This window comes from Qipengyuania pelagi (assembly GCF_009827295.1).
GTDB classification, from domain to species: Bacteria; Pseudomonadota; Alphaproteobacteria; order Sphingomonadales; family Sphingomonadaceae; genus Qipengyuania; species Qipengyuania pelagi.
The window spans coordinates 16,565-39,516 of sequence record NZ_WTYD01000002.1; the positions used below are offsets into that span (position 1 = coordinate 16,565).

Here is a 22,952-nt window from a genome sequence, read left to right on the forward strand (position 1 = left end):
CGCGCCCAGCCAACCCCTCAAAGTTTTTCGAAGCGCTCCTTCAGCCTGTTGCGCGCGCGATATACGCGGGTTTCGATGGCCTTTTCGGTCGTTCCGAGAAGATCGGCCGCCTCGGCCTGGCTACGCCCCTCGATGGTCACGAGCATAAGCGCTTCGCGCAGCCTTACAGGCATTCGCGCGATCTCGGCCTGAACGAGATTGAGCTCTTCCCTGGAAACGGCCAACGCTTCAGGACCAGGCAAATCGTCGGCGATGGAATGGAGTTCGTCATCACCCGACAGTCCGAAAAAGCCCGCGACCTTGCGCCTGCGCAAACGGTCCCGGCAGCGGTTGAGGACGACGGTTGTCAGATAGGGTCCGATCGGCTTGTCCGGATCAAGCCGATGGCGCGTCAGCCACACCGAAGCGAGGCTGTCCTGAACAACGTCCTCGGCCTGAGAAGGAGAGGAAAGCATGCGTGTCCCGAGCGCGAGAAGCCGACCAGTTTCATGCTCGACGAGTTGGCTGAAAGCCCGCTTGTTTCCAGCCCTCGCCTGCGAAACAAGGGCCTCATCCGGATTGTCGCCCGCCCCCGACATGGCGCTTCAGTCGCGAGGGTCGCGGGTCAAGGCGTCGGAGACCTTGCGGTCGAACTGGCGTTGCTGCTCGGGTTCGAGAATTTCACGCATGTCGAAGACATGCCGTACCGTTGCTTTCTGCAGATCGCCCATACGCGCATGCACCTCGTCGATCGCGGCCGAAACCTCGGGACCGTACTCGTGCTCATTTTCCATCGCCTGGGCGAGCCGGGCATTGGCTGCGCGCGCCGATCCTTCGAGCCGTGCCCTTTCGACAGCGAAACGAGCCTCGAGCGCATCGAGACGCTGCTCCTGGTCGGCCGTCAGGGTGAGTTCGTCGTGCACGAAATCGTGGAGGCCGGAGCCAGCCTCGTGATTGGCCCAGCGGTCCGCGGCAATCGCGCCGAGGCATCCTGCAAGTGCTGCGAGAAGCACCGCGAGAACGATATGCGTCGTCTTCAAACCCTATTGCTCCACATGGAGGAGCGCCGATGGGGACAGCTGTTCGCCGAGGATAAGACTCTCGCCAAATGACGCGGAAGACGTGCCATAGCCGCCGGGCCAACCGCTCGTTCCGGCGCCAGCTCCAAGCCCGACGACGAACAGACCGACGAACAGAGCCGTCCGGCGGCGTCGGTCGGCGATTTCGCCAAGCTGTCCGGCGCGCTGCCAAACGCCATCCATGAAGTCGGCGGGGACCTCGCTGGTGCCGGTGGCGGAAAGGGTTCCGAGCACCGCATCAAGAGAGTGATTGTCACGCATCCGAAAAACTCCTGTGGGTTGCACGTGTCCTATACGCGCTCGCCTGCACAATCCCTTAAACTTCTTTTTTTGAGGGAATGTCCACCACCATACGTAATCGAGACGGGTCTGTCAGAATCGGGTCGAAGCCGGGATGAATGGGAACCAGCTCGTGAACAATATCACCGCACCTGAAGATCACGGCGAATTTACGCCTCTTCTTGGCAAGAGCTTTCTGACGCCCCTTTACGACCGGGCGATCGGTCTGTTCACCCGCGAACATCTCTGGCGACAAAGGATTGTCGAAGAGCTGCACCTTGTCCCCGGCGACCGGGTGATCGATGTTGGCAGCGGAACCGGCACTCTTCTCAAGGCCTTGATGACGGATTGTCCGGAAGCGGGTCTGATCGGTGTCGAACCCGACCCGGATGCGCTCGCGCTTGCGCGGCGCAAGTTTGGCGCGGGAGCCGATCTCGTGAAATGGCACAATGGCTTTCTCGAAAGCCTCGAGCTACCCGCAGGGTGGCAGCCGAACAAGATCGTCAGCAGCCTCGTCCTGCACCAGGTCCCCTTGCGCAAGAAGCAGACAATCCTGGAAACCATCGAAAGCTTGCTCGTGCCAGGCGGAACCGTGTTGATCTCCGATTATATGAAGCAGGATAGCCCACTCATGCGGAGCCTCTTCCGGGCGACCGTCCAGTCTCTTGACGGCATAAGCGACACGCAGCCCAGCGCCGACGGCGAAGTCGAAAAACTGTTCGCCGAAATCTTCACCGAGCCATGCCTGCTCCAACGGTTCCCGACGGCAACCGGGACGATCTCGCTATGGCGCGGATACAAGAAAGGAATTGCACAATGAATTTGAAAAAGCCTTCGCTGCTCCGGCGATCGATTAGCGGCGCGGCCTTGCTCGTGCTGGCAGCCTGTTCGAACGTGGCTCAGGCAGCGACCTATACGATGTTCCGGGATCCAGGATGTGGGTGCTGTCTCAACTGGGCAGGCCATGTCGAAGACGGGATGAACACGAAGGTGGCATCGGTCGACAGCAACGACATGGCGGCGATCAAGACCGCGCGGGGCGTACCCCATGAGTTATGGTCATGCCATACGATGGAGGTCGATGGATACATCATCGAAGGTCACGTGCCTGCAGAAGCCGTCGCCAAGCTTTTGCGCGAACGGCCCGCCGGCGTTGCCGGCCTCGCGGTTCCGGGAATGCCTCTGGGATCGCCCGGCATGGAGGCCGGAAACCGGATCCAGCCTTACGACGTCATCGCCTTTGGCCCAACCGGACAGAGCGTCTTCGCGTCCTTTCCGTAAGGGGGTGAAGCCACTCCATGCGTCGGCATGAAAGGTTGCAGGCGATGAGGACTAATTGCGGGAAGCGACACAGAAGCCTGTCGAACTTCTCGCCGGGTCCGGGCTGGCTGCCCCCACAGTCCCGGACCCTTCCAATTTGTATGATTGCAGCACGCACGAAATAGGAGAAATGCGATAGTCAAAAGCTCGGTCAGAAATGCTGGATCTTTTTAAGGGGTGAACCTCTGCCCAACGTACTGCTTGTCGTGATGCTTCTCGGACGGGATGACATAGACAGGGGAAAGACTTGCAGACAGATGGCGACGATCAACATAGCGAGAATGCGGGCTCGATAACGTTGCTGGGCGGTGTCGCGATGGGGACCGGCGTCATGATTGGCGCAGGTATCTTCGCACTGACCGGCCAGATTGCCGAACTGGCTGGACCGTTATTTCCGCTTTCTTTCATAGTCGGCGCGCTGGTTACCTCGCTTGCCGCCTACAGCTACATCAAGATGTCGAACCGCTGGCCCTCCTCTGGCGGCATCGCGATGATCCTTCAGAAGGCTTACGGACCGGGCGTCGTTGCAGCATCGGCATCGCTCCTGATGGCGCTGTCGATGGTCATCAACGAAAGCCTGGTCGCTCGGACCTTCGCGACCTATGCCTTGCGGCCCTTTGGGCTCGAAAGCAGCGGCATTCTGGTCTCCGTCGCGGCACTGGCCCTCATCGTTTTCGCCTATTTCGTGAATGCTGCCGGCAACAAATCGGTCAGCGGGTTTTCGCTCATTATGTCGGCAATCAAGATCGGCGGCATCGCCCTGTTCGCAATTGCGGCGATCTGGGCCACCGGATTTTCAGGCGGTGCCTTCGCAGAGCCGGTCGCGCTTTCGGGCCTCGACGCGTTGCTCGCTTCGGTCGCTTTCTCGATCCTCGCTTTCAAGGGTTTCACCACCATCACCAACAGCGGCGGCGAAATCATCGATCCGCATCGGAATGTCGGCAGAACCATTATCATTTCGATCGCAGTATGCGTGGTCGTCTACCTTCTCGTCGCGGTGGCGGTCGGCGCCAGCCTCAGCACTTCAGAAATAGCCGAAGCGCGCGATTACTCTCTTGCGGCAGCTGCGCGCCCCGCGCTCGGAGAGCTTGGCTTCTATTTCACAGTCGCAATCGCGATCGCAGCCACGACCTCGGGTGTCATCGCCAGTGTTTTCGCCGTTTCGCGAATGCTGACGATGCTGACCGAGATGAAGATGATCCCGCATAGCCATTTCGGCATGAGCGGACCGATCCGCAGTCACATGCTGGTCTATACCGTAGTGATTGCCGGCACGCTCGCGGTCCTGTTCGATCTGTCGCGGATCGCTTCGCTCGGAGCATTTTTCTATCTCGTAATGGACATGCTTGTGCATTGGGGCGTGCTGCGCGGTTTGCGGGAAGAGATCGGTGCGCGTGCCTGGGTGCTATGGTCGGCACTCGTGGCGGACAGCGTAGTCCTGACAGCTTTTGCCTTCGCCAAGCTCAAAACCGACCCTGCGGTCGTCGCCTATGCGGTCGCAGGCATTGCCGCCGTTTTCATCGCCGAATGGTTCTATTTGTCCAGGCGTTCGCAAGCGATGGACTCCGCTTCAGAAAGACCGGCGGAAGAGAGGCGGTGACCCCGTTAGTAGAACACGAGCGCAAAGGCAGCGACCAAAAGCCGACGAGGATCGAGGCGCCAAGTTCGCGGATCAAAAGAAATTCAAGACGGAGCATATCGTGACGACTAAAACTGCCACCGTTTACCGAATGGTCATGCCGGACCACGTTTGTCCGTATGGATTGAAAACGGTCGATTTGCTCAAACGCGAAGGTTTCGAGGTGGACGACCACCATTTGAAAACGCGCGAGGAGACCGATGCGTTCAAAGAGCAGCATGGGGTAGAAACCACCCCCCAAACCTTCATCGGCGGGAAGCGCATCGGAGGTTACGACGATGTCCGTGAGCATGTCGGCAAGAAAAGAACGCAAGCCGGTGATGACGAGACCAGCTACCAGCCCGTCATTGCCATTTTCGGCGTCGCTTTCCTCCTGGGTCTGGCAATTAGCTGGTACGTTTTCGACACGATTTTCACGGTGGAAGCGGTCGAATGGTTTGTCAGCCTATCGATGGCCTTGCTCGCGATCCAGAAGTTGCAGGACGTGCGCAGCTTCTCGACCATGTTCCTCAACTACGATCTGCTGGCGCGACGCTGGGTAGGATATGGATTTCTATATCCGTTCGGTGAGGGTTTGGCTGGAATATTAATGGTCGCGCACGCGCTTCCGATCGTCTCGGTTCCGGTATCGCTGTTCATAGGGACGGTCGGCGCGGTCAGCGTGTTCAAGGCGGTCTACATCGACAAGCGCGAGTTGAAATGCGCTTGCGTCGGCGGAAGCAGCAACGTGCCGCTCGGCTTCGTATCGTTGACCGAGAACCTGTTCATGATCGGTATGGGTCTTTGGATGGGTGCCAAGGCCCTGGGTTGGGTCTCGCTATGATTTGGGCACTGCTTCTCGGTTTCGCGCTGTTCGCGATCTCTCTCTACTTCCACATGTTGATGCTGCGCGGGGCGAAAGCCGTTTCTCCGCCAGGCAAGGACCCACGCCATTTCCGGCTGCTTGCAGGCTCCAGCCTCGTTCTTCTCAGCCATCTGGTCATCGCCGGCATATTCGCGGGCGGAATGTATCTCGCTTCCGTCTGGGGCCTTGGCGGGCTCGAGAAGGACGTCATCAACAGCTGGATGGATTATTACTACTTCGCGCTGATCACGATCTCGACGGTCGGTCTCGGCGATATTCTGCCCGCCGGGCACATGCGCGCCATTTCCGGCATCGCCGCCCTTACCGGGTTCCTGATGATCAGTTGCACCGCCCAATATGTCTATCAAACCATGAGCGAAAAGGAGAATTGATATGGCTGAAGCTAGGCACGATGCACACGAAAAAGGTGGAGGGGGCGGCAACTACTGGCGGTTCATGGCAATGGTATCGACCTCGACCGTGATCATGTTCTTCCTGATGTATGCCAACAGCTTCGACATGGACGACGTTTTCTGGAGCGAGACGCGCTTCTGGATGATGTTCGTCATGGGCGCGATGATGATGGTGGTCATGCTTCTCTTCATGTGGGGCATGTACAAGGACCGGACCAAGAACTTCATCATCTTGGGTGTCGGAGCCGTCGTCTTCGCGCTCGCGCTATGGCTCGTACGCAGCCAGACCACGGTGGACGATACCGAATACATGGCCGCGATGATCCCGCACCACTCGATCGCGATCATGACTAGCGAGAGGGCGAGCCTGAAGGATCCGCGGGTTCGCGAACTCGCGCAGGCCATCATCGTCGCGCAGCGGCGCGAGATCGCCGAGATGAAATATCTCATCCAGGACATCGAGGAAAACGGTCCGCGCACCGAAGAACGCCTGCCCGAGGAGATGCAGCAATGAACAAGATCGCAATCCTGACGCTTGCAGCCCTCCCTCTGGCGGCCTGCAACACCAATACCGCGGTCGGCAATGATCGCGAAGCACAGCTCGATCCCCCGGCAACTGCGGCGCCGATAGAGAGTGCTGCGAGCGCTCTTGCCAACCTCAGCCCGGGCCTCATGCTGCCCGAGACCATGAGCGACGCGGACCTCGCCACGCTGGGAGCCGAGAACACGTGTCAGTTTCGCCTGACTGAGGTCGCGTTTCCGTCGTTCGTCTACGACAACAGCGGTGGCGGCGCGATCAAGATCAACGGCAAGCTGATCCCTGTCACAGCAAGCGCCTCGGGTGAGTATGCGAATGGTGAGCTTCGTATCCGCACGCGCCTTCTCGATGACGAAGGAGACGCGGGCCTGCAGATGCAGGAACTCATCGTCGCCGGACCTCGGATGAAGGACGAGTTCGGGTTCTGGGGGTACACGACCTGCGGCAACAGCGAGGCGTGAACACGAGCGAGCGGGCGCCAGCGTGCGTCGGTGCCCGCTCTATGATCATGTTCGGCCCGGCACGCGCGGCCGAATTTATAATGAGGTGCTACAGTGGAAGCTGAGCCTGTGAGCGATGCAGCCCCCCTTGCGGTCTTCGGTGCCGGAGGAAAGACCGGCACGGAAATACTGCGCCATGCGGTTCACAAGGGCATCGAAGTTCGAGCGTTCGAGCACACCTTGCCCGAACCATCGGACCGGGTCGACAACGTCGAGTACCTCCAGTGCGATGTACTCAATGACGACTTCAGCAGCGAGCTCGAAGGTTGCCGTGCTGTTATTTCCGCACTCGGTATAGGATTTAGCCCATCCACGGCGATCGATCCGCCTCCGCTTTACACGGAGGGAACCCGCAGGCTTGTGGAAGCGATGTCGGCGACCGGCATTTCCCGGATCGTCGTGATATCGGCGGCGTTCGTAGAGCCGCAGCCCAGCGTTCCTGCATGGTTCGAGCTCACAGCAAGACCAGCCTTGCACAATATTCTCGAACAGATGCGCGCCATGGAAGATCTTCTGGAGCGCGCGAAAGGCCTGAAATGGACGGCTGCGCGACCGGGCTGGCTCCTCGACGAACCCTATACGGGTGAAGCCGTCATTACCGACGAGCGCCTTGCCCAAGATTGCTTTCGCTGCAGGCACGCCGACCTCGCGGCAGCGATGCTCGAATTCGTCTGCGAGAACACCTGGGTCAACGCTAAACCCGCTATCGCCCGGCCAGAAGAAGACCGCTTCGAGAACGTCTCGGCGCTCAAGGCCGAACTCGGGATCGACTAGATCGATGCGGACTTGCGGAAACATTCCAACAACGAGGTAAGATATGCTGCTTGAGAAGATAAAGACCCCCGGCCTTTCGCACCTTTCCTATCTGATCGGTTCGCAGGGCAAGGCAGCGGTCATCGATCCGCGCCGCGACTGCGAGATATATCTCGAGCGAGCCCGCGCCGAAGGGCTGGAGATCACGCATATCTTCGAAACGCACAGGAATGAGGATCTCATCACGGGATCGCCGGTACTGGCCAAAATGACCGGTGCCCGCGTTCTGCACGGTCCAAACCCTGCGGATGAGGTTGTGTTCGCCGACACCGCGCGAGAGGGCGACGTTTTCGAGATCGGTAAGATCAGGGTCGAAGTGCTCGAAACCCCCGGTCACACCGACGATCATCTCGCCTTCGTCTTTCACGACGACGATTATCCCGAAGGACCGGTCGGCGTGTTCACCGGCGATGCGCTCTTCGTGGGCGACGTCGGCCGAACCGATTTCTATCCCGAGCGCGCGCGGGAGGTCGCGGGCCTCCTGTACGATTCATTGCAAAAGATTTGCGCTCTGGGTGACCAGACAATCATATACCCGGCGCACGGTGCCGGATCGGTTTGCGGGTCCGGAATGGCAGACCGGGAATTCTCGACAATCGGCCATGAGCGGCGCAACAACCCGCGGCTGCGCATTGCTGACCGCGACGAGTTCATCAAGGCGAAGGTAGAAGAGCATCATTACCAGCCACCTTATTTTCGGCTAATGGAGCGGCTCAATCTCGAAGGCGCCAATGCCGCGCCGCGAGTCATGCGGCCAAGGCTTCTGGGGCTGGAAGACCTCGGCGAGAGCGGCGCCGATCATCTGGTCGATGTACGCGAGCCGCTCGCCTATGCCGCCGGTCATATGCAGGGTGCCGTGTGCCTTCCAGTGGGAATGATACCCGCCTTTGCCGGGTGGTTCATCAGCGAAGGCGACACGATAGCCCTAATCGCTTCCGAAGAAGACGAGCTCGCTCAAGCTATGGCGCATTTGGTGCGCATTGGTCTCGATAATATTGTCGGCGGCTATGTCGGCGTGATCCCAGCCGCCGCACAGGGCAAAGCGATGCAAAGTATTGCCATGATCGACACCGAGGAAGTCGCACGCAGGCTCGCTGAGGACAGCGAAGATTGGACCTTGCTCGACGTGCGCGCCCTTGACGAACGGCAGCAAGGCAGCATCGATGAATCCGAACATGTCTATGTCGGCGAGCTCAACACCCGCTGGAAAGAGCTCGATCGCGACCGTCATTACACTTTGATGTGCGCCAGCGGCATGAGGGCGAGCGTAGCAGCGGGCTGGCTCGCAAGCCAAGGCTTCAAACACCTCGACGTCTATCTGGGCTCCATGGGCGCATGGACAAACGCGCAGGGCTAAAAAGCTGGAAAACCTCGAAAATGGCCAACCCGCGATCCCTTCAGGGCCGTGCGCGAAAGCTGTTTGGCCTACCGGAAGACACGCTGGTCTATCCTGCGCTTGATTGTGCAGGGGGGCGCGTCTCGACGATCATACAGGCAGGCAAACGCAACCCCCGCTTGAATGGCGATGTCTCACTTTTTCGAATTTCAGCAGATCAGGGCCGTGCTGGACCTGCCCTACCTTGAAAAAATCGACGTGGCCGTGCCTACCAATCTGAAATGCGGAAATTGCTCTGAAGATGCTGTCGAGCGACTGCACGAGCTCGGCGGGAAATCACCGCAGGGATAGGTTGGATTGCCTTGGCCACCGCGGAGCCATGTGCGGGCTATTGCGCGCTATCCGCATTCCCAATCATTTGAACGAACCGGGGAGGCTATCATCAGAACCACATCGGGATGACAATCGAATTGGAGTCCTTCGGGATTGGGGAGCTTTTTTGAACCTGTCGCAATTAAGACCGCTTTTTTTCGCTCGATTCCGAAAATGCTTACCCTCGAACATTGCCAAGGCGCATTTGTCTGTAGGACGTTGCGCGCAGAAGATCGTCTGAACCCTCATTGTCCGGTCGCGCTTTATAGATCCCCGCAAAGTTTCGCTATCGCAGTAAAAGGAGCCAATCCGAGTGTCGTTCTCTCAGAACCTCGGATTACATAAATGCTTTCATGAGAGTTGGCTCGAAATAGCCCCAGGCGGCCGCGATGAAGCTCATCACGGTTGCAACCAGGAGCAAAATTATCTGACGGTTCTTGAGCCATTTAACTGCGGCCCGGGAGTGGCAATGACTCGTGTGCCGATGTTTGCGCAGAACAATGAGCCAACTAGCCGCCACCGCAATCATCGAAAATGCGGTCATTGGCCAATGGAGCGAACCCAGAGGCGCCAAAACACTGCTCAGGCTCGCACTCAGCCCGGCGGCAACCAGCACCATCGGTAGAATGCAGCAAGAGCAAGCTGCCAAAACAGCAGCCGAACTGCTTATGACGCTCACAACGGTCGTCTTGCCGTCGTGCAAAGGTAGTGGTTCGACAGCATGAGTCGGTTCGGCCATCAAGCGACTAGCAACCACGAACGGCCCTTACCCATATGAAGTCTTCAAATAGGTCTGCCATAGTACTCGTTCGAACAGAGGCTTCACACGCGAGGGTTCATTGTATTTCGCCGATGTGGCATAGCCCTCCACCAATTGAAGGTCGAGGTCAATTGCGTCACACTGACAGCTCCTCAACCCCGTCACGCAGCTGAGGTGTCCAAGCTCGGCGGACGCCGCAGTCCTTTGACCAACATAGCCGCGCTCAACAGCTATTGTACCTGAAAGACGGAACCCCGCGCCAGGGTTGGGTGAAGCGCGGGGTTCCTGAACGGCCCCGGGACACCTGCGATCCGCAGGGTTCAGGGGGAGGTGGGGCCGCCATTCGATTAACGAGGAGAAAACCGATCGGGACCGGATTTGGTTTTACCGTACACCTAATCGCTTACGCTTCTTGCCAATCTATATATCGAACAGATAGATCCACTCGCCGGTGTGGCGACGCGCTCAAATTCTAGCATGAGCATGCTATATTCACGCCGACATGCAATTGCTGGCAACCTGTTCGCGCAATTAGTCGATCGGTTCTTGGATCACACGCAAATACGGTTTCTTTTCGTCCCAGCCATCGGGATATTTGGCTTTCGCATCTTCGTCCGACAAGGAAGGCGGAATAATCACATCATCACCCTTCTGCCAATTGACCGGCGTCGCTACACCCTTGCGTTCGGTGAGTTGCACCGAATCAAGCAGCCGGAGCACTTCATCGAAATTCCGCCCGCTGCTCATCGGATAAAGCAGCACGGCGCGAATTTTCTTGTCTGGCCCGATGATATAGACAGCGCGGACGGTGGCGTTATCGGCTGCGGTTCGCCTCTCCGCATTACCCGCTTCGTCGGCCGGCAGCATATTATAAAGCTTGGCGACCTGTAGGTCGCTGTCGCCGACCACGGGATAGTCGACCTTATTTCCACTCACCTCCTCGATATCGGGAAGCCAATCGCGATTATCCTGGCTGCTGTCGACCGAAAGGCCAATAATCTTGGTGTTGCGTTTGGCAAATTCCTCGCCAAGCCCGGCCATATAACCAAGCTCGGTCGTGCAAACCGGTGTAAATGCCTTGGGATGGGAAAAGAGGATTGCCCAGCTGTCACCCATCCAATCATGGAAGTGAATGTTTCCTTGTGTGGTCTGGGCTGTGAAATCGGGGGCTGTCGAGCCAATTGAAAGGGTCATGTAAAATACTCCTACTTATTTTGTGGGTACTCAGGGCACATTTCTAGCGATGCTCTGAGAAGAATGCGGGTCCGACCTCGTCTTCATCCTGTTCCTAAAGGAAGAGCGCCAGATCCGCTTTGCTCGGGTCAACCGGTCATACGACAAACCGATCCCAGCCCGCATAATGCTCACCGCTTCGCTTACCGCGAGGCAGGCTCAGTCCGATCAAGAGCAGTCCGACCCCAACCGAGGCCACCGTTCCGGCAGCCGAAGCCCCTGCAAGCATGAAGGGCGCTGCGACCAGCCAGGCACCGAATGCAGCGTTGATGAAGCGCAGGGCGCGCGCGACTTCCGCGGTCGCGATGATTGCCACCGTAATCACCAAAGCACCCACCACGTGATCGCTGTTGGCCATCGCCCCCTCGCTGCCAAGCGTTATCCTTGTCAGCATCAGCCACGCTCCCAGAGCCGTGCTGGCCACCAGGGTCCACGGGAAGGTCACGCCGCGCACCGTGTTCGTCCAGATCGAACGCGCGTCGGTCATATAGTCGGTATCGTCGATTTCACCGTTTGACACTGCGCCGCCCTTGAAGAAGGTACGAACGAGTGACTTGCCTTCCTTTTTCGACCAGTAGAGATACTGTCCCATGGCGATGACTTCATCGAGCGAGAACGGGATCATGATGAGCATCGCAAGCGCAGCAATCAGAGCCGGCGTACTCCACGTCCCGATCATTATCGGCTGAATGATCACGAAATAGATACTGACCACACCGAGCGGAATGACCAGAATGCCGAAGAAGGTAACCATCCACGGCATCGTGCGCCAGCGCGTGCGGGTTCCCATGACCGCCATTAGGATCTCGAGCACATAGCTGACCGCCCCTAGTCCGGCATCCGGGATCGGCCAGGCCTTGGATACATCCGACGTGATGATTTCCTCGGTGCCGTTCTTGGGATCGCCAAGCGATCCGGAGAAAAACGGCTCCCACGCCACATCGATATGGCCAAGCTGGTAGGAGGTAAGCATGCGCGATATCAGAAGGCCGATGATGCCCATCGCAACAATCGGGAATCGCTGGGCATCGGTCGAGGGACTGTAGGTCCACCCGGGCGGGATGGACTTCTTGTCCATCATCCCTTCCATGCTCATGCCGGGCATCATTGGCACCAGCACCGAGAATGCGATCGCCAATGTACCGACAAGCATATTGGTCAGATATTGGGCCGCGCTCGGACTCCAGAAGAACAAGGGCGCGAAAAGCAGCCAGATGCCGACAAAGGCCGTCGCCCACTGCCCCAACCAGGCGGTGCGCTTCGAAAGCGACATCGCGCCGAAGATCATCAATGCGATCCCGCTCAGCATATCGCTCAGAGCAAGAGCGTTGGCCCGCCATTCGATCGACGGCAAACCCCGCTCGAGAGTGACCGCTACGACCGAAGCACGCGCAGTATCGGCGGATACGACGTCATAAACACCAGGACTTGCAGCAAGCCAGAGGCCGAGTCCGATGACAGCAAACTGCGTCCAGCGGGTACCGCGCTGGGGTCCGTCCATATGCTGCATATCGCCGTCCATATTGTTCATGTCGCCGTCCATCTGGTGCCCATCATGCGCTATATCGGTGTCTTGCGATTGAGGTCGCGCCGGTTCGGTCTTCGCTGCATCCGAACTCTTTGGATGCCAGGCCACGCGGGACGTGTTCAGCTTGTTCGTTTCGTACCAGTCCTGCGGGTCGGCTTGCAACGCGTCGATGATGGTCGGAAGCGTTTCGCGGAGCGAGTGCTCTGGTTCCCACCCCAGCAGTTTCCGGGCGCGGGAGATATCGAGAATGTAGTGAGCGTTTGCGTCATCGACCATCCACTGCTTGACGAATCCGTCATGACCGAGGACTTCTTCCTCGATCCACGTGCCCAGTTTCGCCACGCTTTTTGGAATGCGCACTGTCGTCCATTCCTTGCCGTGGATCTGGCAATGAACGATGTCCTGTATCTCGGCATAGCCCAGCGTTTCGGGCTCGCCGACAAGTATCGGCATCTCGCCCTCGAGGTCAGTGCGATGAGCGATAGTCTGCTCGACCGCCTTGGTCAGATCGTCAAGATGCAGTGCCGATTGTGCAGCGCACAACATCCCCGGATACAGATGCGCCGACACGCGATGCTCATAGACACCGGCAATCTGTTCGGCGAGAAAGGCGGAGTGCCCCTCGTCGTCGTAAACCCCCGCAAACCGCAAGAATACAACCGGAATGTCGCCACGGTTCTCGCGCAGTACCTGTTCCGCATCGACCTTCGATTGAGGGTAAGGCCACGTCGGTCCAAGCGGACTGGATTCGTCGATACGTACGCCCGGCAGCGGTTTGGGCTCGTGTACAAGCATCGAGCTTGCATAGATGAACTGTTCGACATCGAAGTCCTGCAGTGCCGTAATCAGCCTGCGCGACCCTTCAACATTGACATTGGTGTACAGCGGGTTTGGCTCGCCCGTGATGTCGAAATAGGCAGCCAGGTGAATGCAAGCTGCAATCGTGTTTGAATGCGCGGCACGCACATTGGTCAAGGCGTCGACAACCGACGCTTCGTCCGCGAGGTCGATGGCGTATGAGGCTTCTAGTCCGGGAACGTCTTTCGCGACCGAGCGATCGAGGCCGATGATGCGGTACTGGTCGCTCAACCGATCAACCAAAGCGCGCCCAATGTATCCGCTTGCACCGGTTATCAGGACGACGCCTCTAGCCATAATCTACTCCATCGCGTTGATCTTGGGATTACTCTTCAAGACAGAACCGTCCTCGCGGGAGGACGGTCCTGCAGCTGCCCTCGGACTAGCAACAACCCGATGAGGCCTTTTCCTGAGATGGCTTGGAGATTTCCTCGACGAGTTCTGCGGTCTTTGCATCGGCACCGGACCGTGCAATATCAGCCTGGGAAACCATGCCGCAGCAATTCCCTTCGTCATCAATCACGGGAACGCGCCGGACCTGGTTGCTCTCCATCGTGGAGCAACATGCATCTACCTCGGTATCCGGCGTGACAGTGACAACCGAACGGGTCATGATGTCCCCCACCGGGGTGTCGGGCGACTTGCCTTCAGCTACGACGCGACAGCAAATGTCCCGATCTGTGACGACACCCACCAGACCGCCTTGGTCATCAACAACAGGAATCTCTCCGCAGTCGTTTCCCACCATGAGCTTCGCTGCATCCTGTACGCTCGCATCCTTGTCGCAGCAGGCGGGATCCTTCGTCATAATGTCCTTAACATGCATAATTCCACTCCTTCATCGGTCGGTCTGTGCAAAAGCATTTCCCGTCAGGGCAGCTTCGCTCAAATCATAGAAAATCATAAGGTAACGGTTCCCATCGTTGGAAGGTCAAGCCCCCTCCATGCGACGAATTGGCGAACTCGGTGCCGACCTGGACCGCACAAGGAGGTCGCGCAGGTGCTGATCTTGGTGCGTCTCTGATGGGTCACGCTTACAGTACGAGCCATCTGCTCCAACCCCTCATATTGGCTGAATGGGAAAAGGTCGGGAGCTTGGAGAAAAGATCGTTTCAGCGAATGGATATGTTCCACTCAATAGAGCTGACACCGAGATTTGTTGCGAATTAAACTTCGCAAACGGGCAGACCACGCCTTGGCAAAAAACTGCAATCGCGAAACTGGCCAAGCTTGAGGTTTTGCGAACAACGACGCAGCACCTTCGGGCCCGCTCCAGGAGTCTTATGTGTCTCGCCGGTCAAATGTCGGACGCGTCCTCAGCCAATTGCTGGTCCAACCCAAAATGAAGCGAACCATGAGAACAGACCAGCGCCAACTCTGTTTTTAGCAGACCCGCTGGTATCCGAACTTGTGACCGACTTCTTTTGCTAAGGCAGGATTGGCATCGTTGGAAAGATCTTTGAGAATAGGACAATCTGGCCGGTCATCGTTCGTGCAACCCGCGATAAGATGCTCAAGAGCGTCGATCATGGAAAGAATTTCTGCCGCCTTGGCGCGCAGAGCACCCAAGTGTCCGGCGGCAACCTCCCGGACATCCTTGCTGGCTCTTTTCTCGTCGTGCCACAGACCGAGCAATTCGCCGATATCATCTACCGAAAAGCCAAGGTTGCGGGCGCGGCGGATGAACCGCAGCGTATGTATTTCGGCAGGGCCGTAAAGCCGATAGCCAGCTTCGGTGCGTTCGGCCGCTCCGATCAGACCGATTTTCTCATAATGCCTGATCATCTTGGCCGACACGCCACTGTCTGCGGCGGCCTCACCAATTGTGTGCAGTTGGCTCATGCATGCTGGATAACTTTCCCACGATAGGAAAGCAAACAGCCTGCGCCGACAATTTTTATTCTGACGCCCCTCTTGACCTTCCCATGATGGGAAGCCCTATCTTTTGGGTAATGTTCGATTCGCGGAGAAAGGTTATAAGAAGAAAGCGCACTCCCGCGCATTGACGCCGACATGCCCAGAAGCCGCACCGCCCTGGAAAAAATGCAAGCCAGATATGTGCGGATGACCCAGGCAGGTGACCTGAGCGGCAAGTTCGCGCGCTTCCAGTTCCTGCGCATGACGACGCAAAGCTGAACTTATCGGAACAATGAAAGGAACTTTTTTATTAATAGTTTTAAATTAGCGGCGCTCGGAGCCTTGGCGACCGCCGGTCTCGCAACAGCTGCGGCCGCGCAATCCCAAGTCGATCATCAGCCCGCTCCACAAGAGAGCTCGCAAGGCCAAGAGAGCAGCCACGAGCATGGTGCAATGCAGGGCGAAATGTCGGACATGGATGGTGACATGTCCGGGATGATGGCGATGATGAACAACCCCGAGATGCGCGCTGAAATGATGGCGATGATGAACGATCCGGAAATGCGCGCTCAAATGATGGACATGATGCGCAACTGCAATGAAATGATGAAGATGAAACAGGAACAGATGTCGAATGAAGAGGCAGGGTAATCCTGAGCACCACACGTCAATTTGCCAGATTGTCTTCGCCTAAGCCTGCCCCCTCCCTGCGGGGCAGGCACCATCCGAACAATGATCGGTGAATCCTGCTGATCTCATGTCCCATGCAAGCGGACCGTATTTATGATTTCTACCACAACAGATCCCGAAGGCTTGTCGAGGCTCGGCTGCGCCCGTAGAGTTAGATGATGCAGTTACTGCGCTCTCTTGGAATTTTTCTGATTGCTTGCGGACTCTTTGTCCAGTCGGCCGCTCATGCCTCGGCGGTGCCGCAAGCACCGGCGGGAAGCGAGGCGGCGTGTAACGAGATGCGCATGGAGACTGGTGCTACGACCGCTTCGGAAGACCAACCCGGACCGTGCAAAAATCTTCGCCTGGATTGCCTTGTGGTCCTCGGTTGTATCGCTCCACTGGCCATGATCACAGCCCCATCAGGCGAACGTACGAAAATTGCTGTGCGTTCGTTGTTCACCCCATTTGCCGCATATTCTCCGGCTCTCGTTGATCAAGGACCCGAGCCGCCGCCCCCGCAAGAGCAATTCTGAGTATTGCCAGGGACTGCCCTGCATACTGAAGCTGAACGAATTTTCCGTCGCGCCTAGCGATGGTCGTTTGTTCCGTCCGCGCTTATATCGCGCGCTCTAGCGGAATCTAGAAATCATGCAGAAAATTTGCTGGACCGCATTTCCGGTCCTGCTGGCTTTGGCGCCAGCTAGTTACGCGCAGTCAATCGGCTACGAGGAGGCATTGAGAGCGGCCGTTAGCGAACAGCCGCAGGTGCGAGCGCGGGAGTTGCAGCTCGAGGCACGTCGCAGCGTCGCTGATGCAGCTGACGAACTACCAGATCCTCGCCTCCGCGCTGGGATTCAGAACCTTCCGGTGGCAGGCCCGGCAGCCTTCGAGATCGACCGGCAGCTGCCCACCCAGATCCAGGTCGGTGTGGAGCAGGACATACCCAATCTCGCGGAGCGCCATGCGAGAGCGCGCATGGCAGTGGCCGATATAGATCTGGCTTCCGCGCAGTTGACCCGCGCGCAGCTCACGGCTCGGCTTGGAGCAGGCGAGGCCTGGATTTCGCTCGCGTACACCCAACAGGCTCTGAATGTTATCGATGAGGCACTTAGGCAGATCGAAAGGCTGGTGCCCTTGGCGCGGAGCGCCGTTGCGGCGGGATCGGCCAGGCCGGCTGAGAGCCTCGAAATTCGCCGTGCGGTACTGGAAGTCGAGGACATGCGGACCCGCCTAGAAGGCGACCTTGACGCGGCACGGGCCATGTTGGCGCGATATGCTGCTGTGCAAGGCGCAGTTGCCACCGGGGCTATCCCCGCGGCGGATGTCGATGCCGAGCGACTCCGGGCGACCCTAGAGCTTAATCCCGATATCATTCTCGCTATCGCACAGGTTCGACAGGCAGATGCGAGGATCGATCTTGCCCGGTCGGAGAAGCGGCCCGATTTCGGCATCAATGTCAGCTATGGCAGGCGCGATCCGATGTTCGGTGATGTCGTCTCGGTCATGGGCTCGATTACGCTCCCCATCTTTGCGGGCAGGCGGCAGAACCCGAGGATTGCCGCTGCTGAAGCCGAAGCAAGCGCAGCGCAAGCAATTCAGCTTGATCGCTTGCGCGAACTGCAAGCGCAATTCGAGGCCGACCTTGCCGCTTGGCGCAGCGCATACCGCCAGTGGCAGCGAGCCACGGAGGAGTTGCTACCCCTCGCCCAAAGCCGGGCTGATCTCGAAAGGGCCAGCTTCGCGGCAAACCGCGCCGAACTGCTGGACGTCATCGAAGCGATCAAGGCGCTGGCGCTCCTACAAATCGAGATCCTTGAGCGTGAGGAGGCGACAGTTGAAGCCGCGACGACCTTGCGACTGACCTATACGGAGTTCCAGCCATGAGAGCCAAAATGGGAGCCGCGTGGGACAAACTGTCGCCGCGCCAGAAATCCTGGACGATGGCGGCAACGGTCGCCCTGATCAGCGTCACCGCAGGATACGGGTTATCGCAGCGGGGTGAGAGCGGAAGTCAGGCAAATGGCAACGGGGGATCATCCAGCGCCGAATGTGAGGACGTGCTTTACTGGTACGATCCGATGGTGCCGGGACAGCGTTTCGACGAGCCTGGAAAATCGCCGTTCATGGATATGGAACTTGTTCCCAAATGCGCTGGCGAGGAGGCCACCTCCGGGGTTCAGATCGACGCGGGGCTTGTCCAGAACTTCGGCATCCGCACCGCCGAGGCCGAATACGGCGTACTTGAGCCGGACGTGTCCGTTACCGGTGTTCTCGCTTACAATGGGCGGGACGTTGCAATTGTCCAGCCAAGGGCTGGCGGCTTTGTACAACGAACCTATGGGCGTGCTCCAGACGATGTGGTGAGCCGAGGCGCGCCGCTGGCCGATATTCTCGTACCCGAATGGGGAGGAGCGCAGCAGGAATATCTGGCCGTCCTGAACAGCGGCGATGAACAGCTTGCACAGGCCATGCGCGAGCGGATGCGGCTGCTCGGCATGTCGAATGGGCAAATTTCATCGGTGGGCCGGACCGGCCGCGCGCAGGCGACGATCACGGTCACCGCGCCGACCGGCGGGGCCATCACCATGCTCGGCGTGCGACCCGGCATGACCGTGATGGCAGGCCAGACCCTGGCGGAAATAACCGGATTCTCGCCGATCTGGCTCGAGGCATCGGTGCCCGAAACACAAGCAGCGAATATCCGGGTCGGCCAACCTGTCAGTGCAACCCTGACCGCGTTTCCCGATGAGAGATTTTCCGGACCGATCATCGCGATCTTGCCGAGCGCACAGGATGCCAGCCGGACAATCACCGTCCGCGCACAATTGCCCAATCCTTCCGGACGGCTCAAGCCGGGCATGTTCGCGCAGGTCTCGCTGACCCCCGACACCCGGCGCGCTCTGCTGGTTCCTTCCGAAGCGGTGATCCGGACCGGGCGCCGCACCATCGTCATGATCAAGCAGGACGAGGGCGGCTTCATGCCTGCCGAAGTCCGGATCGGCCGTGAGGCGGGAGGCAGGACCGAAGTGCTGGCCGGCCTTTCGCAAGGCGAAGAGGTCGTGACCTCGGGCCAGTTCCTGCTCGATTCCGAGGCAAGCCTGGCAGGACTTGATGTTCGTGCGATCGATGAGGCAGGTCCGAACCGGGACGGTGAAGACCAACCAGTGACATTCAGCGCAATGGGGACGATCGAGAAGATTGCCGATGGCTCCGTCACGCTGCGGCACGGACCTGTCCCGCGGCTAGACTGGCCCGCCATGACGATGAGTTTCCGCACGAAGAATGCAGCGCAGATCAGCGGGTTCGAGGAAGGCGATAGAGTGCGCTTTACCTTCACCCAGCAGGACGCCGGCCCCCGTATCGAGACCATCAGGAGTGCCGGGCAATGATCGCGCGCATTATCGATGCCTCGATCGCCAATCGGCTTTTCATCGTCCTCGCCGCCATAGCTGTGACCCTTGGCGGGTTCTGGGCCGTCCGCACAACTCCGGTCGATGCTTTGCCCGATCTGTCCGATGTCCAGGTTGTCGTCCGATCCAACTATCCGGGCCAGGCGCCCCGGATTGTCGAGGACCAGGTGACCTACCCGATGGCCACGACCATGCTGTCGGTGCCGGGAGCGAAGACCGTACGCGGCTACTCGATGTTCGGCGACAGCTACGTTTATATCATTTTCGAGGACGGTACCGACCTTTACTGGGCACGGTCGCGGGTGCTCGAATATCTCAATCAGGTGCAGAACCGCCTGCCCGAGGGTGTTACGAGCACGCTCGGTCCGGATGCGACGGGCGTGGGGTGGATTTACGAATATGCGCTTGTCGATCGCACGGGCGGTCATGACCTTGCCGGGCTGCGCAGCCTGCAGGACTGGTTTCTGCGCTACGAGCTCAAGACGATCCCCGGCATTGCCGAAGTCGCGAGTGTCGGCGGTATGGTGAAACAATACCAGATCGTGCTCGAACCTTACCGGATGGCATCGTTCGGCGTCACGCATGCCGAGATCGTAAACGCCATCCAGTCGTCCAACCAGGAGGCCGGCGGTTCGATCGTCGAGATGGGTGAGGCCGAATACATGGTACGCGCGTCGGGCTATCTGACGACGCTGGACGATTTCCGCGAGATTCCCCTCAGGACTGCAACTGGCGGGGTTCCGGTTACCCTTGGCGATGTCGCCACAATCCAGGTCGGGCCGGAGCTGCGCCGCGGCATTGCCGAGCTCAACGGCGAAGGAGAGGTCGCCGGCGGCATCATCGTTCTCAGACAGGGCGCGGACGCTCGCAGCGCAATCCAGGCGGTCGAGGAAAAGCTGGACGAATTGCAGGCGAGCCTTCCCGAGGGCGTCGAGATCGTCACCACCTACGACCGATCGCAGCTTATCGACGCCTCGGTGGAGAATTTGACGACCAAGCTGATCGAGGAGTTCATCGTCGTCGCGATCGTATGCGCGCTGTTCCTCTGGCACGCACGTTCGGCACTTGTCGCCATCATCACCCTGCCTTTGGGCGTGCTCGCGGCGTTCATCGTGATGCGTTTCCAGGGGGTGAATGCCAATATCATGTCGCTGGGCGGGATCGCTATCGCGGTCGGCGCCATGGTCGATGCAGCCGTTGTGATGATCGAAAATGCGCACAAGCATCTCGAGCGATGGGAGCATGAAAATCCCGACACGGTGCTTTCGGTCAAGGAACGCTGGCGGATCATCGCCGATGCATCGAAGGAAGTGGGACCGGCGCTGTTCTTCAGCCTTCTGATCATAACCTTGTCGTTCCTGCCCGTGTTTACCCTACAAGCCCAGGAAGGCCGGTTGTTTGCACCGCTTGCCTTCACCAAGACCTATGCCATGGCGGCGGCTGCGCTGCTGTCGGTTACACTGGTTCCGGTGATGATGGGCTGGCTGATCAGGGGTAAGATACCGTCAGAAGACTCCAATTTCCTCAATCGCTGGCTGACCAGGATTTACCGACCGGGCCTTAATTGGGTGATGCGCTGGCCAAAAGCCACGCTCGCGGTTGCAGGCGCGATCTTCCTCACCACGCTGATCCCCTTCTCGCAGCTCGGCGGAGAGTTTCTCCCGCCGCTCGACGAGGGCGATCTGCTCTACATGCCGAGCGCCCTTCCCGGTCTATCGCCAGGCGAGGCCTCGGCGCTGCTGCAGCGCACCGACCGCCTCATCAAATCGGTACCGGAAGTCGAAACAGTCTTCGGCAAGGCCGGCCGTGCAGATACGGCTACCGACCCGGCTCCGCTCACCATGTTCGAGACCACGATCCGGTTCCGGCCGCGGGAGGAATGGCGCGAAGCCATGACGACTGATGCGCTGATCGAAGAGCTCGACCGGGTCGTTCAAGTGCCCGGTCTCGCCAATGTCTGGGTACCCCCTATCCGTAACCGCATCGATATGCTGGCGACCGGGATCAAGAGCCCGATCGGGGTCAAGGTTTCGGGCGAGGATCTTGCAGAGATCGAACGGGTGGCGCTCGAGGTCGAGGGTGTGGCAAAGACGATTCCCGGCGTCAGTTCGGCTCTGGCCGAGAGGCTTTCCGGCGGGCGCTACGTCGATGTCGACATCGATCGCGCCGCAGCGGCGAGATACGGCCTCAACATCTCCGATATCCAGCAGATCGTCTCGGGCGCTATTGGTGGGGCCAATGTCGCGCGGACTGTTGAAGGTCTGGCGCGCTATCCGATCAATGTGCGCTACCCCCGTGAAATTCGCGACAGCGTGGACGAATTGCGAACCTTGCCCCTCCTGACGCCGTCGGGACAACAGATTACGCTCGGCACGGTCGCACGGATCGGCGTCAGCGATGGCCCCCCCATGCTCAAGAGCGAACAGGGACGATTGACCAGCTACATCTATGTGGATGTGCGCGACCGCGATCTTACATCGGTGGTTGCCGACCTCCAAGAAGCGGTCGCCGCAAGCGTCAATCTTCCGGCGGGCGTCAGCCTGTCCTACGCGGGTCAGTTCGAGTACCTTACCCGCGCCTACGAACGGCTGCAGATCGTCGTACCCGCCACGCTCGTCATCATTTTCCTGCTGCTCTATCTGATCTTCAGAAGGTGGGACGAGGCAATGCTTATCATGGGTACGCTGCCATTCGCCCTGTCAGGCGGCTACTGGCTCCTCTATCTGATGGGCTACAACCAGTCGGTCGCAACTGCCGTCGGATTCATTGCCCTGGCAGGTGTATCGGCCGAGTTCGGCGTGATCATGCTGATCTATCTCAAGGCAGCCCTCGAGAAACGAAGTGGCGATTTGAGCGCCGAGGAAGTGGATCAGGCGATCCGCGAAGGGGCGCTCTTGCGTGTCCGACCCAAGGCGATGACCGTAGCGGTGATCCTTGCGGGTCTGTTCCCGATCTTGATCGGTACCGGAGCTGGCTCGGAGGTGATGAGCCGGATCGCGGCACCGATGATCGGCGGTATGATTACCGCGCCGCTCCTGTCCATGTTCCTGCTTCCCGCCGCCTATCTGTTGTTGCGGCGCCCCCGTCCGGAAAAACCGGCCAACCCTCAAGGAGAAGAAGAATGCGTACCCCAACCTATATGATCCTGCTCGCGGCACCGCTGGCGCTTGCAGCCTGCGACGCTGCAGACGACAGCTCAGAGACCATGATGTCAGACGACATGGCGAACTCGGACAGCATGCCCATGTCAGGCGAAATGCCGATGGCGGAGGAGACCGGCGGCGAGCAGAGCGCCAGCGCGGAGGGAACGGTTACAGCCATCGATTCCGAGGCGGGCACTGTGACCATCGAGCATGGTCCGGTCGAAAGTATCGGGTGGCCCGCGATGACCATGGCATTCGAAGCCGACGCGCAAATCCTCGAACAGGTCAGTGTCGGTGAGGGAATAGCCTTTAAATTTCGTACTGGAACCGAAGGCAGCGTCGTTACCTCGGTAACGCCGCGATAGCATGAAGGGTGGGA

The 22,952-nt window shown here is 58.9% G+C and carries 24 protein-coding genes; 16 read left to right on the forward strand and 8 right to left on the reverse strand.

Annotation, left to right across the window (positions count from 1 at the left end):
- Positions 1–17: 17 nt before the first annotated feature.
- The 3 genes from GRI47_RS10825 to GRI47_RS10835 are packed head-to-tail and all read right to left on the reverse strand — an operon-like array spanning position 18 to position 1,319.
- Positions 18–578 carry an RNA polymerase sigma factor gene (locus GRI47_RS10825; protein ID WP_160661433.1) on the reverse strand — a complete coding sequence of 187 codons (561 nt, stop codon included), beginning with the start codon at positions 576–578 and terminating at the stop codon, positions 18–20.
- A gap of 6 nt (positions 579–584) precedes the next feature.
- On the reverse strand, positions 585–1,019 hold the full coding sequence (locus GRI47_RS10830; protein ID WP_008603940.1) for a Spy/CpxP family protein refolding chaperone: 435 nt from the start codon (positions 1,017–1,019) through the stop codon (positions 585–587).
- 3 nt (positions 1,020–1,022) lie between these two features.
- Positions 1,023–1,319 (reverse strand): hypothetical protein, encoded by a 297-nt coding sequence (locus GRI47_RS10835; protein WP_009823994.1) that lies wholly within the window; start codon positions 1,317–1,319, stop codon positions 1,023–1,025.
- A 133-nt stretch (positions 1,320–1,452) separates the two neighbouring features.
- Here GRI47_RS10835 and GRI47_RS10840 point away from each other — a divergent pair, with 133 nt between their 5' ends.
- From GRI47_RS10840 to GRI47_RS14820, 10 genes are all read left to right on the forward strand, one after another.
- Complete coding sequence (locus GRI47_RS10840) at positions 1,453–2,157, forward strand: class I SAM-dependent methyltransferase (RefSeq protein ID WP_160661434.1); 705 nt, start codon at positions 1,453–1,455, stop codon at positions 2,155–2,157.
- The gene (locus tag GRI47_RS10845; protein WP_156842686.1) at positions 2,154–2,618 is read left to right on the forward strand and encodes a DUF411 domain-containing protein; all 465 of its coding nucleotides are present in this window, start codon (positions 2,154–2,156) and stop codon (positions 2,616–2,618) included. The genes GRI47_RS10840 and GRI47_RS10845 overlap by 4 nt, the downstream gene beginning before the upstream one ends.
- Positions 2,619–2,904: 286 nt before the next feature.
- The gene (locus GRI47_RS10850) at positions 2,905–4,257 is read left to right on the forward strand and encodes an APC family permease (protein WP_009823996.1); all 1,353 of its coding nucleotides are present in this window, start codon (positions 2,905–2,907) and stop codon (positions 4,255–4,257) included.
- 130 nt (positions 4,258–4,387) lie between these two features.
- The gene (locus tag GRI47_RS10855) at positions 4,388–5,119 is read left to right on the forward strand and encodes a glutaredoxin family protein (protein ID WP_156842710.1); all 732 of its coding nucleotides are present in this window, start codon (positions 4,388–4,390) and stop codon (positions 5,117–5,119) included.
- Positions 5,116–5,532, forward strand: a complete 417-nt coding sequence (locus GRI47_RS10860; protein WP_008603934.1) for a potassium channel family protein — start codon at positions 5,116–5,118, stop codon at positions 5,530–5,532. The genes GRI47_RS10855 and GRI47_RS10860 overlap by 4 nt, the downstream gene beginning before the upstream one ends.
- Positions 5,533–5,602: 70 nt before the next feature.
- Positions 5,603–6,067, forward strand: coding sequence for a DUF305 domain-containing protein (locus GRI47_RS10865; RefSeq protein WP_008603933.1), 465 nt, complete (start codon positions 5,603–5,605; stop codon positions 6,065–6,067).
- Positions 6,064–6,552: a DUF6692 family protein gene (locus GRI47_RS10870; protein WP_009823998.1), complete on the forward strand. Its 489-nt coding sequence runs from the start codon at positions 6,064–6,066 to the stop codon at positions 6,550–6,552. The genes GRI47_RS10865 and GRI47_RS10870 overlap by 4 nt, the downstream gene beginning before the upstream one ends.
- 108 nt (positions 6,553–6,660) lie before the next feature.
- A complete protein-coding gene (locus GRI47_RS10875) occupies positions 6,661–7,365 on the forward strand; it encodes an NAD(P)-dependent oxidoreductase (protein ID WP_119511735.1) in 705 nt (234 codons plus the stop codon).
- Positions 7,366–7,408: 43 nt separating this feature from the next.
- Positions 7,409–8,761, forward strand: a complete 1,353-nt coding sequence (locus tag GRI47_RS10880) for an MBL fold metallo-hydrolase (RefSeq protein WP_156842685.1) — start codon at positions 7,409–7,411, stop codon at positions 8,759–8,761.
- A 162-nt stretch (positions 8,762–8,923) separates the two neighbouring features.
- A complete protein-coding gene (locus GRI47_RS14820; protein ID WP_182849628.1) occupies positions 8,924–9,091 on the forward strand; it encodes a hypothetical protein in 168 nt (55 codons plus the stop codon).
- Positions 9,092–9,449: 358 nt separating this feature from the next.
- On the opposite strand, the gene GRI47_RS10890 is transcribed toward GRI47_RS14820, so the two are convergent.
- The 5 genes from GRI47_RS10890 to GRI47_RS10910 all read right to left on the reverse strand — a co-directional run bounded on the left by GRI47_RS10890 (position 9,450) and on the right by GRI47_RS10910 (position 15,333).
- Positions 9,450–9,851, reverse strand: a complete 402-nt coding sequence (locus GRI47_RS10890) for a hypothetical protein (protein ID WP_156842684.1) — start codon at positions 9,849–9,851, stop codon at positions 9,450–9,452.
- A 552-nt stretch (positions 9,852–10,403) separates the two neighbouring features.
- Positions 10,404–11,066, reverse strand: a complete 663-nt coding sequence (locus GRI47_RS10895; protein WP_160661435.1) for a peroxiredoxin — start codon at positions 11,064–11,066, stop codon at positions 10,404–10,406.
- Positions 11,067–11,202: 136 nt separating this feature from the next.
- Positions 11,203–13,788 (reverse strand): NAD-dependent epimerase/dehydratase family protein, encoded by a 2,586-nt coding sequence (locus GRI47_RS10900; protein ID WP_160661436.1) that lies wholly within the window; start codon positions 13,786–13,788, stop codon positions 11,203–11,205.
- An 85-nt stretch (positions 13,789–13,873) separates the two neighbouring features.
- A complete protein-coding gene (locus GRI47_RS10905) occupies positions 13,874–14,299 on the reverse strand; it encodes a CBS domain-containing protein (RefSeq protein ID WP_237452777.1) in 426 nt (141 codons plus the stop codon).
- Positions 14,300–14,874: 575 nt separating this feature from the next.
- On the reverse strand, positions 14,875–15,333 hold the full coding sequence (locus GRI47_RS10910) for a MerR family DNA-binding protein (protein WP_160661438.1): 459 nt from the start codon (positions 15,331–15,333) through the stop codon (positions 14,875–14,877).
- Positions 15,334–15,504: 171 nt separating this feature from the next.
- On the opposite strand from GRI47_RS10910, the gene GRI47_RS15195 reads away from it, so the two are divergent.
- From GRI47_RS15195 to GRI47_RS10935, 6 genes are all read left to right on the forward strand, one after another.
- The gene (locus tag GRI47_RS15195; protein ID WP_263615426.1) at positions 15,505–15,627 is read left to right on the forward strand and encodes a hypothetical protein; all 123 of its coding nucleotides are present in this window, start codon (positions 15,505–15,507) and stop codon (positions 15,625–15,627) included.
- A 63-nt stretch (positions 15,628–15,690) separates the two neighbouring features.
- On the forward strand, positions 15,691–15,999 hold the full coding sequence (locus tag GRI47_RS10915) for a hypothetical protein (RefSeq protein WP_160661439.1): 309 nt from the start codon (positions 15,691–15,693) through the stop codon (positions 15,997–15,999).
- Positions 16,000–16,668: 669 nt separating this feature from the next.
- Positions 16,669–17,904, forward strand: coding sequence for a TolC family protein (locus tag GRI47_RS10920; RefSeq protein ID WP_119511743.1), 1,236 nt, complete (start codon positions 16,669–16,671; stop codon positions 17,902–17,904).
- 8 nt (positions 17,905–17,912) lie between these two features.
- Positions 17,913–19,409, forward strand: coding sequence for an efflux RND transporter periplasmic adaptor subunit (locus GRI47_RS10925; RefSeq protein ID WP_119511744.1), 1,497 nt, complete (start codon positions 17,913–17,915; stop codon positions 19,407–19,409).
- Complete coding sequence (locus tag GRI47_RS10930; protein WP_156843025.1) at positions 19,406–22,573, forward strand: efflux RND transporter permease subunit; 3,168 nt, start codon at positions 19,406–19,408, stop codon at positions 22,571–22,573. Before GRI47_RS10925 ends, GRI47_RS10930 begins: the two co-directional genes overlap by 4 nt.
- A complete protein-coding gene (locus GRI47_RS10935; RefSeq protein WP_224801918.1) occupies positions 22,552–22,938 on the forward strand; it encodes a copper-binding protein in 387 nt (128 codons plus the stop codon). Before GRI47_RS10930 ends, GRI47_RS10935 begins: the two co-directional genes overlap by 22 nt.
- Positions 22,939–22,952: the final 14 nt, after the last annotated feature.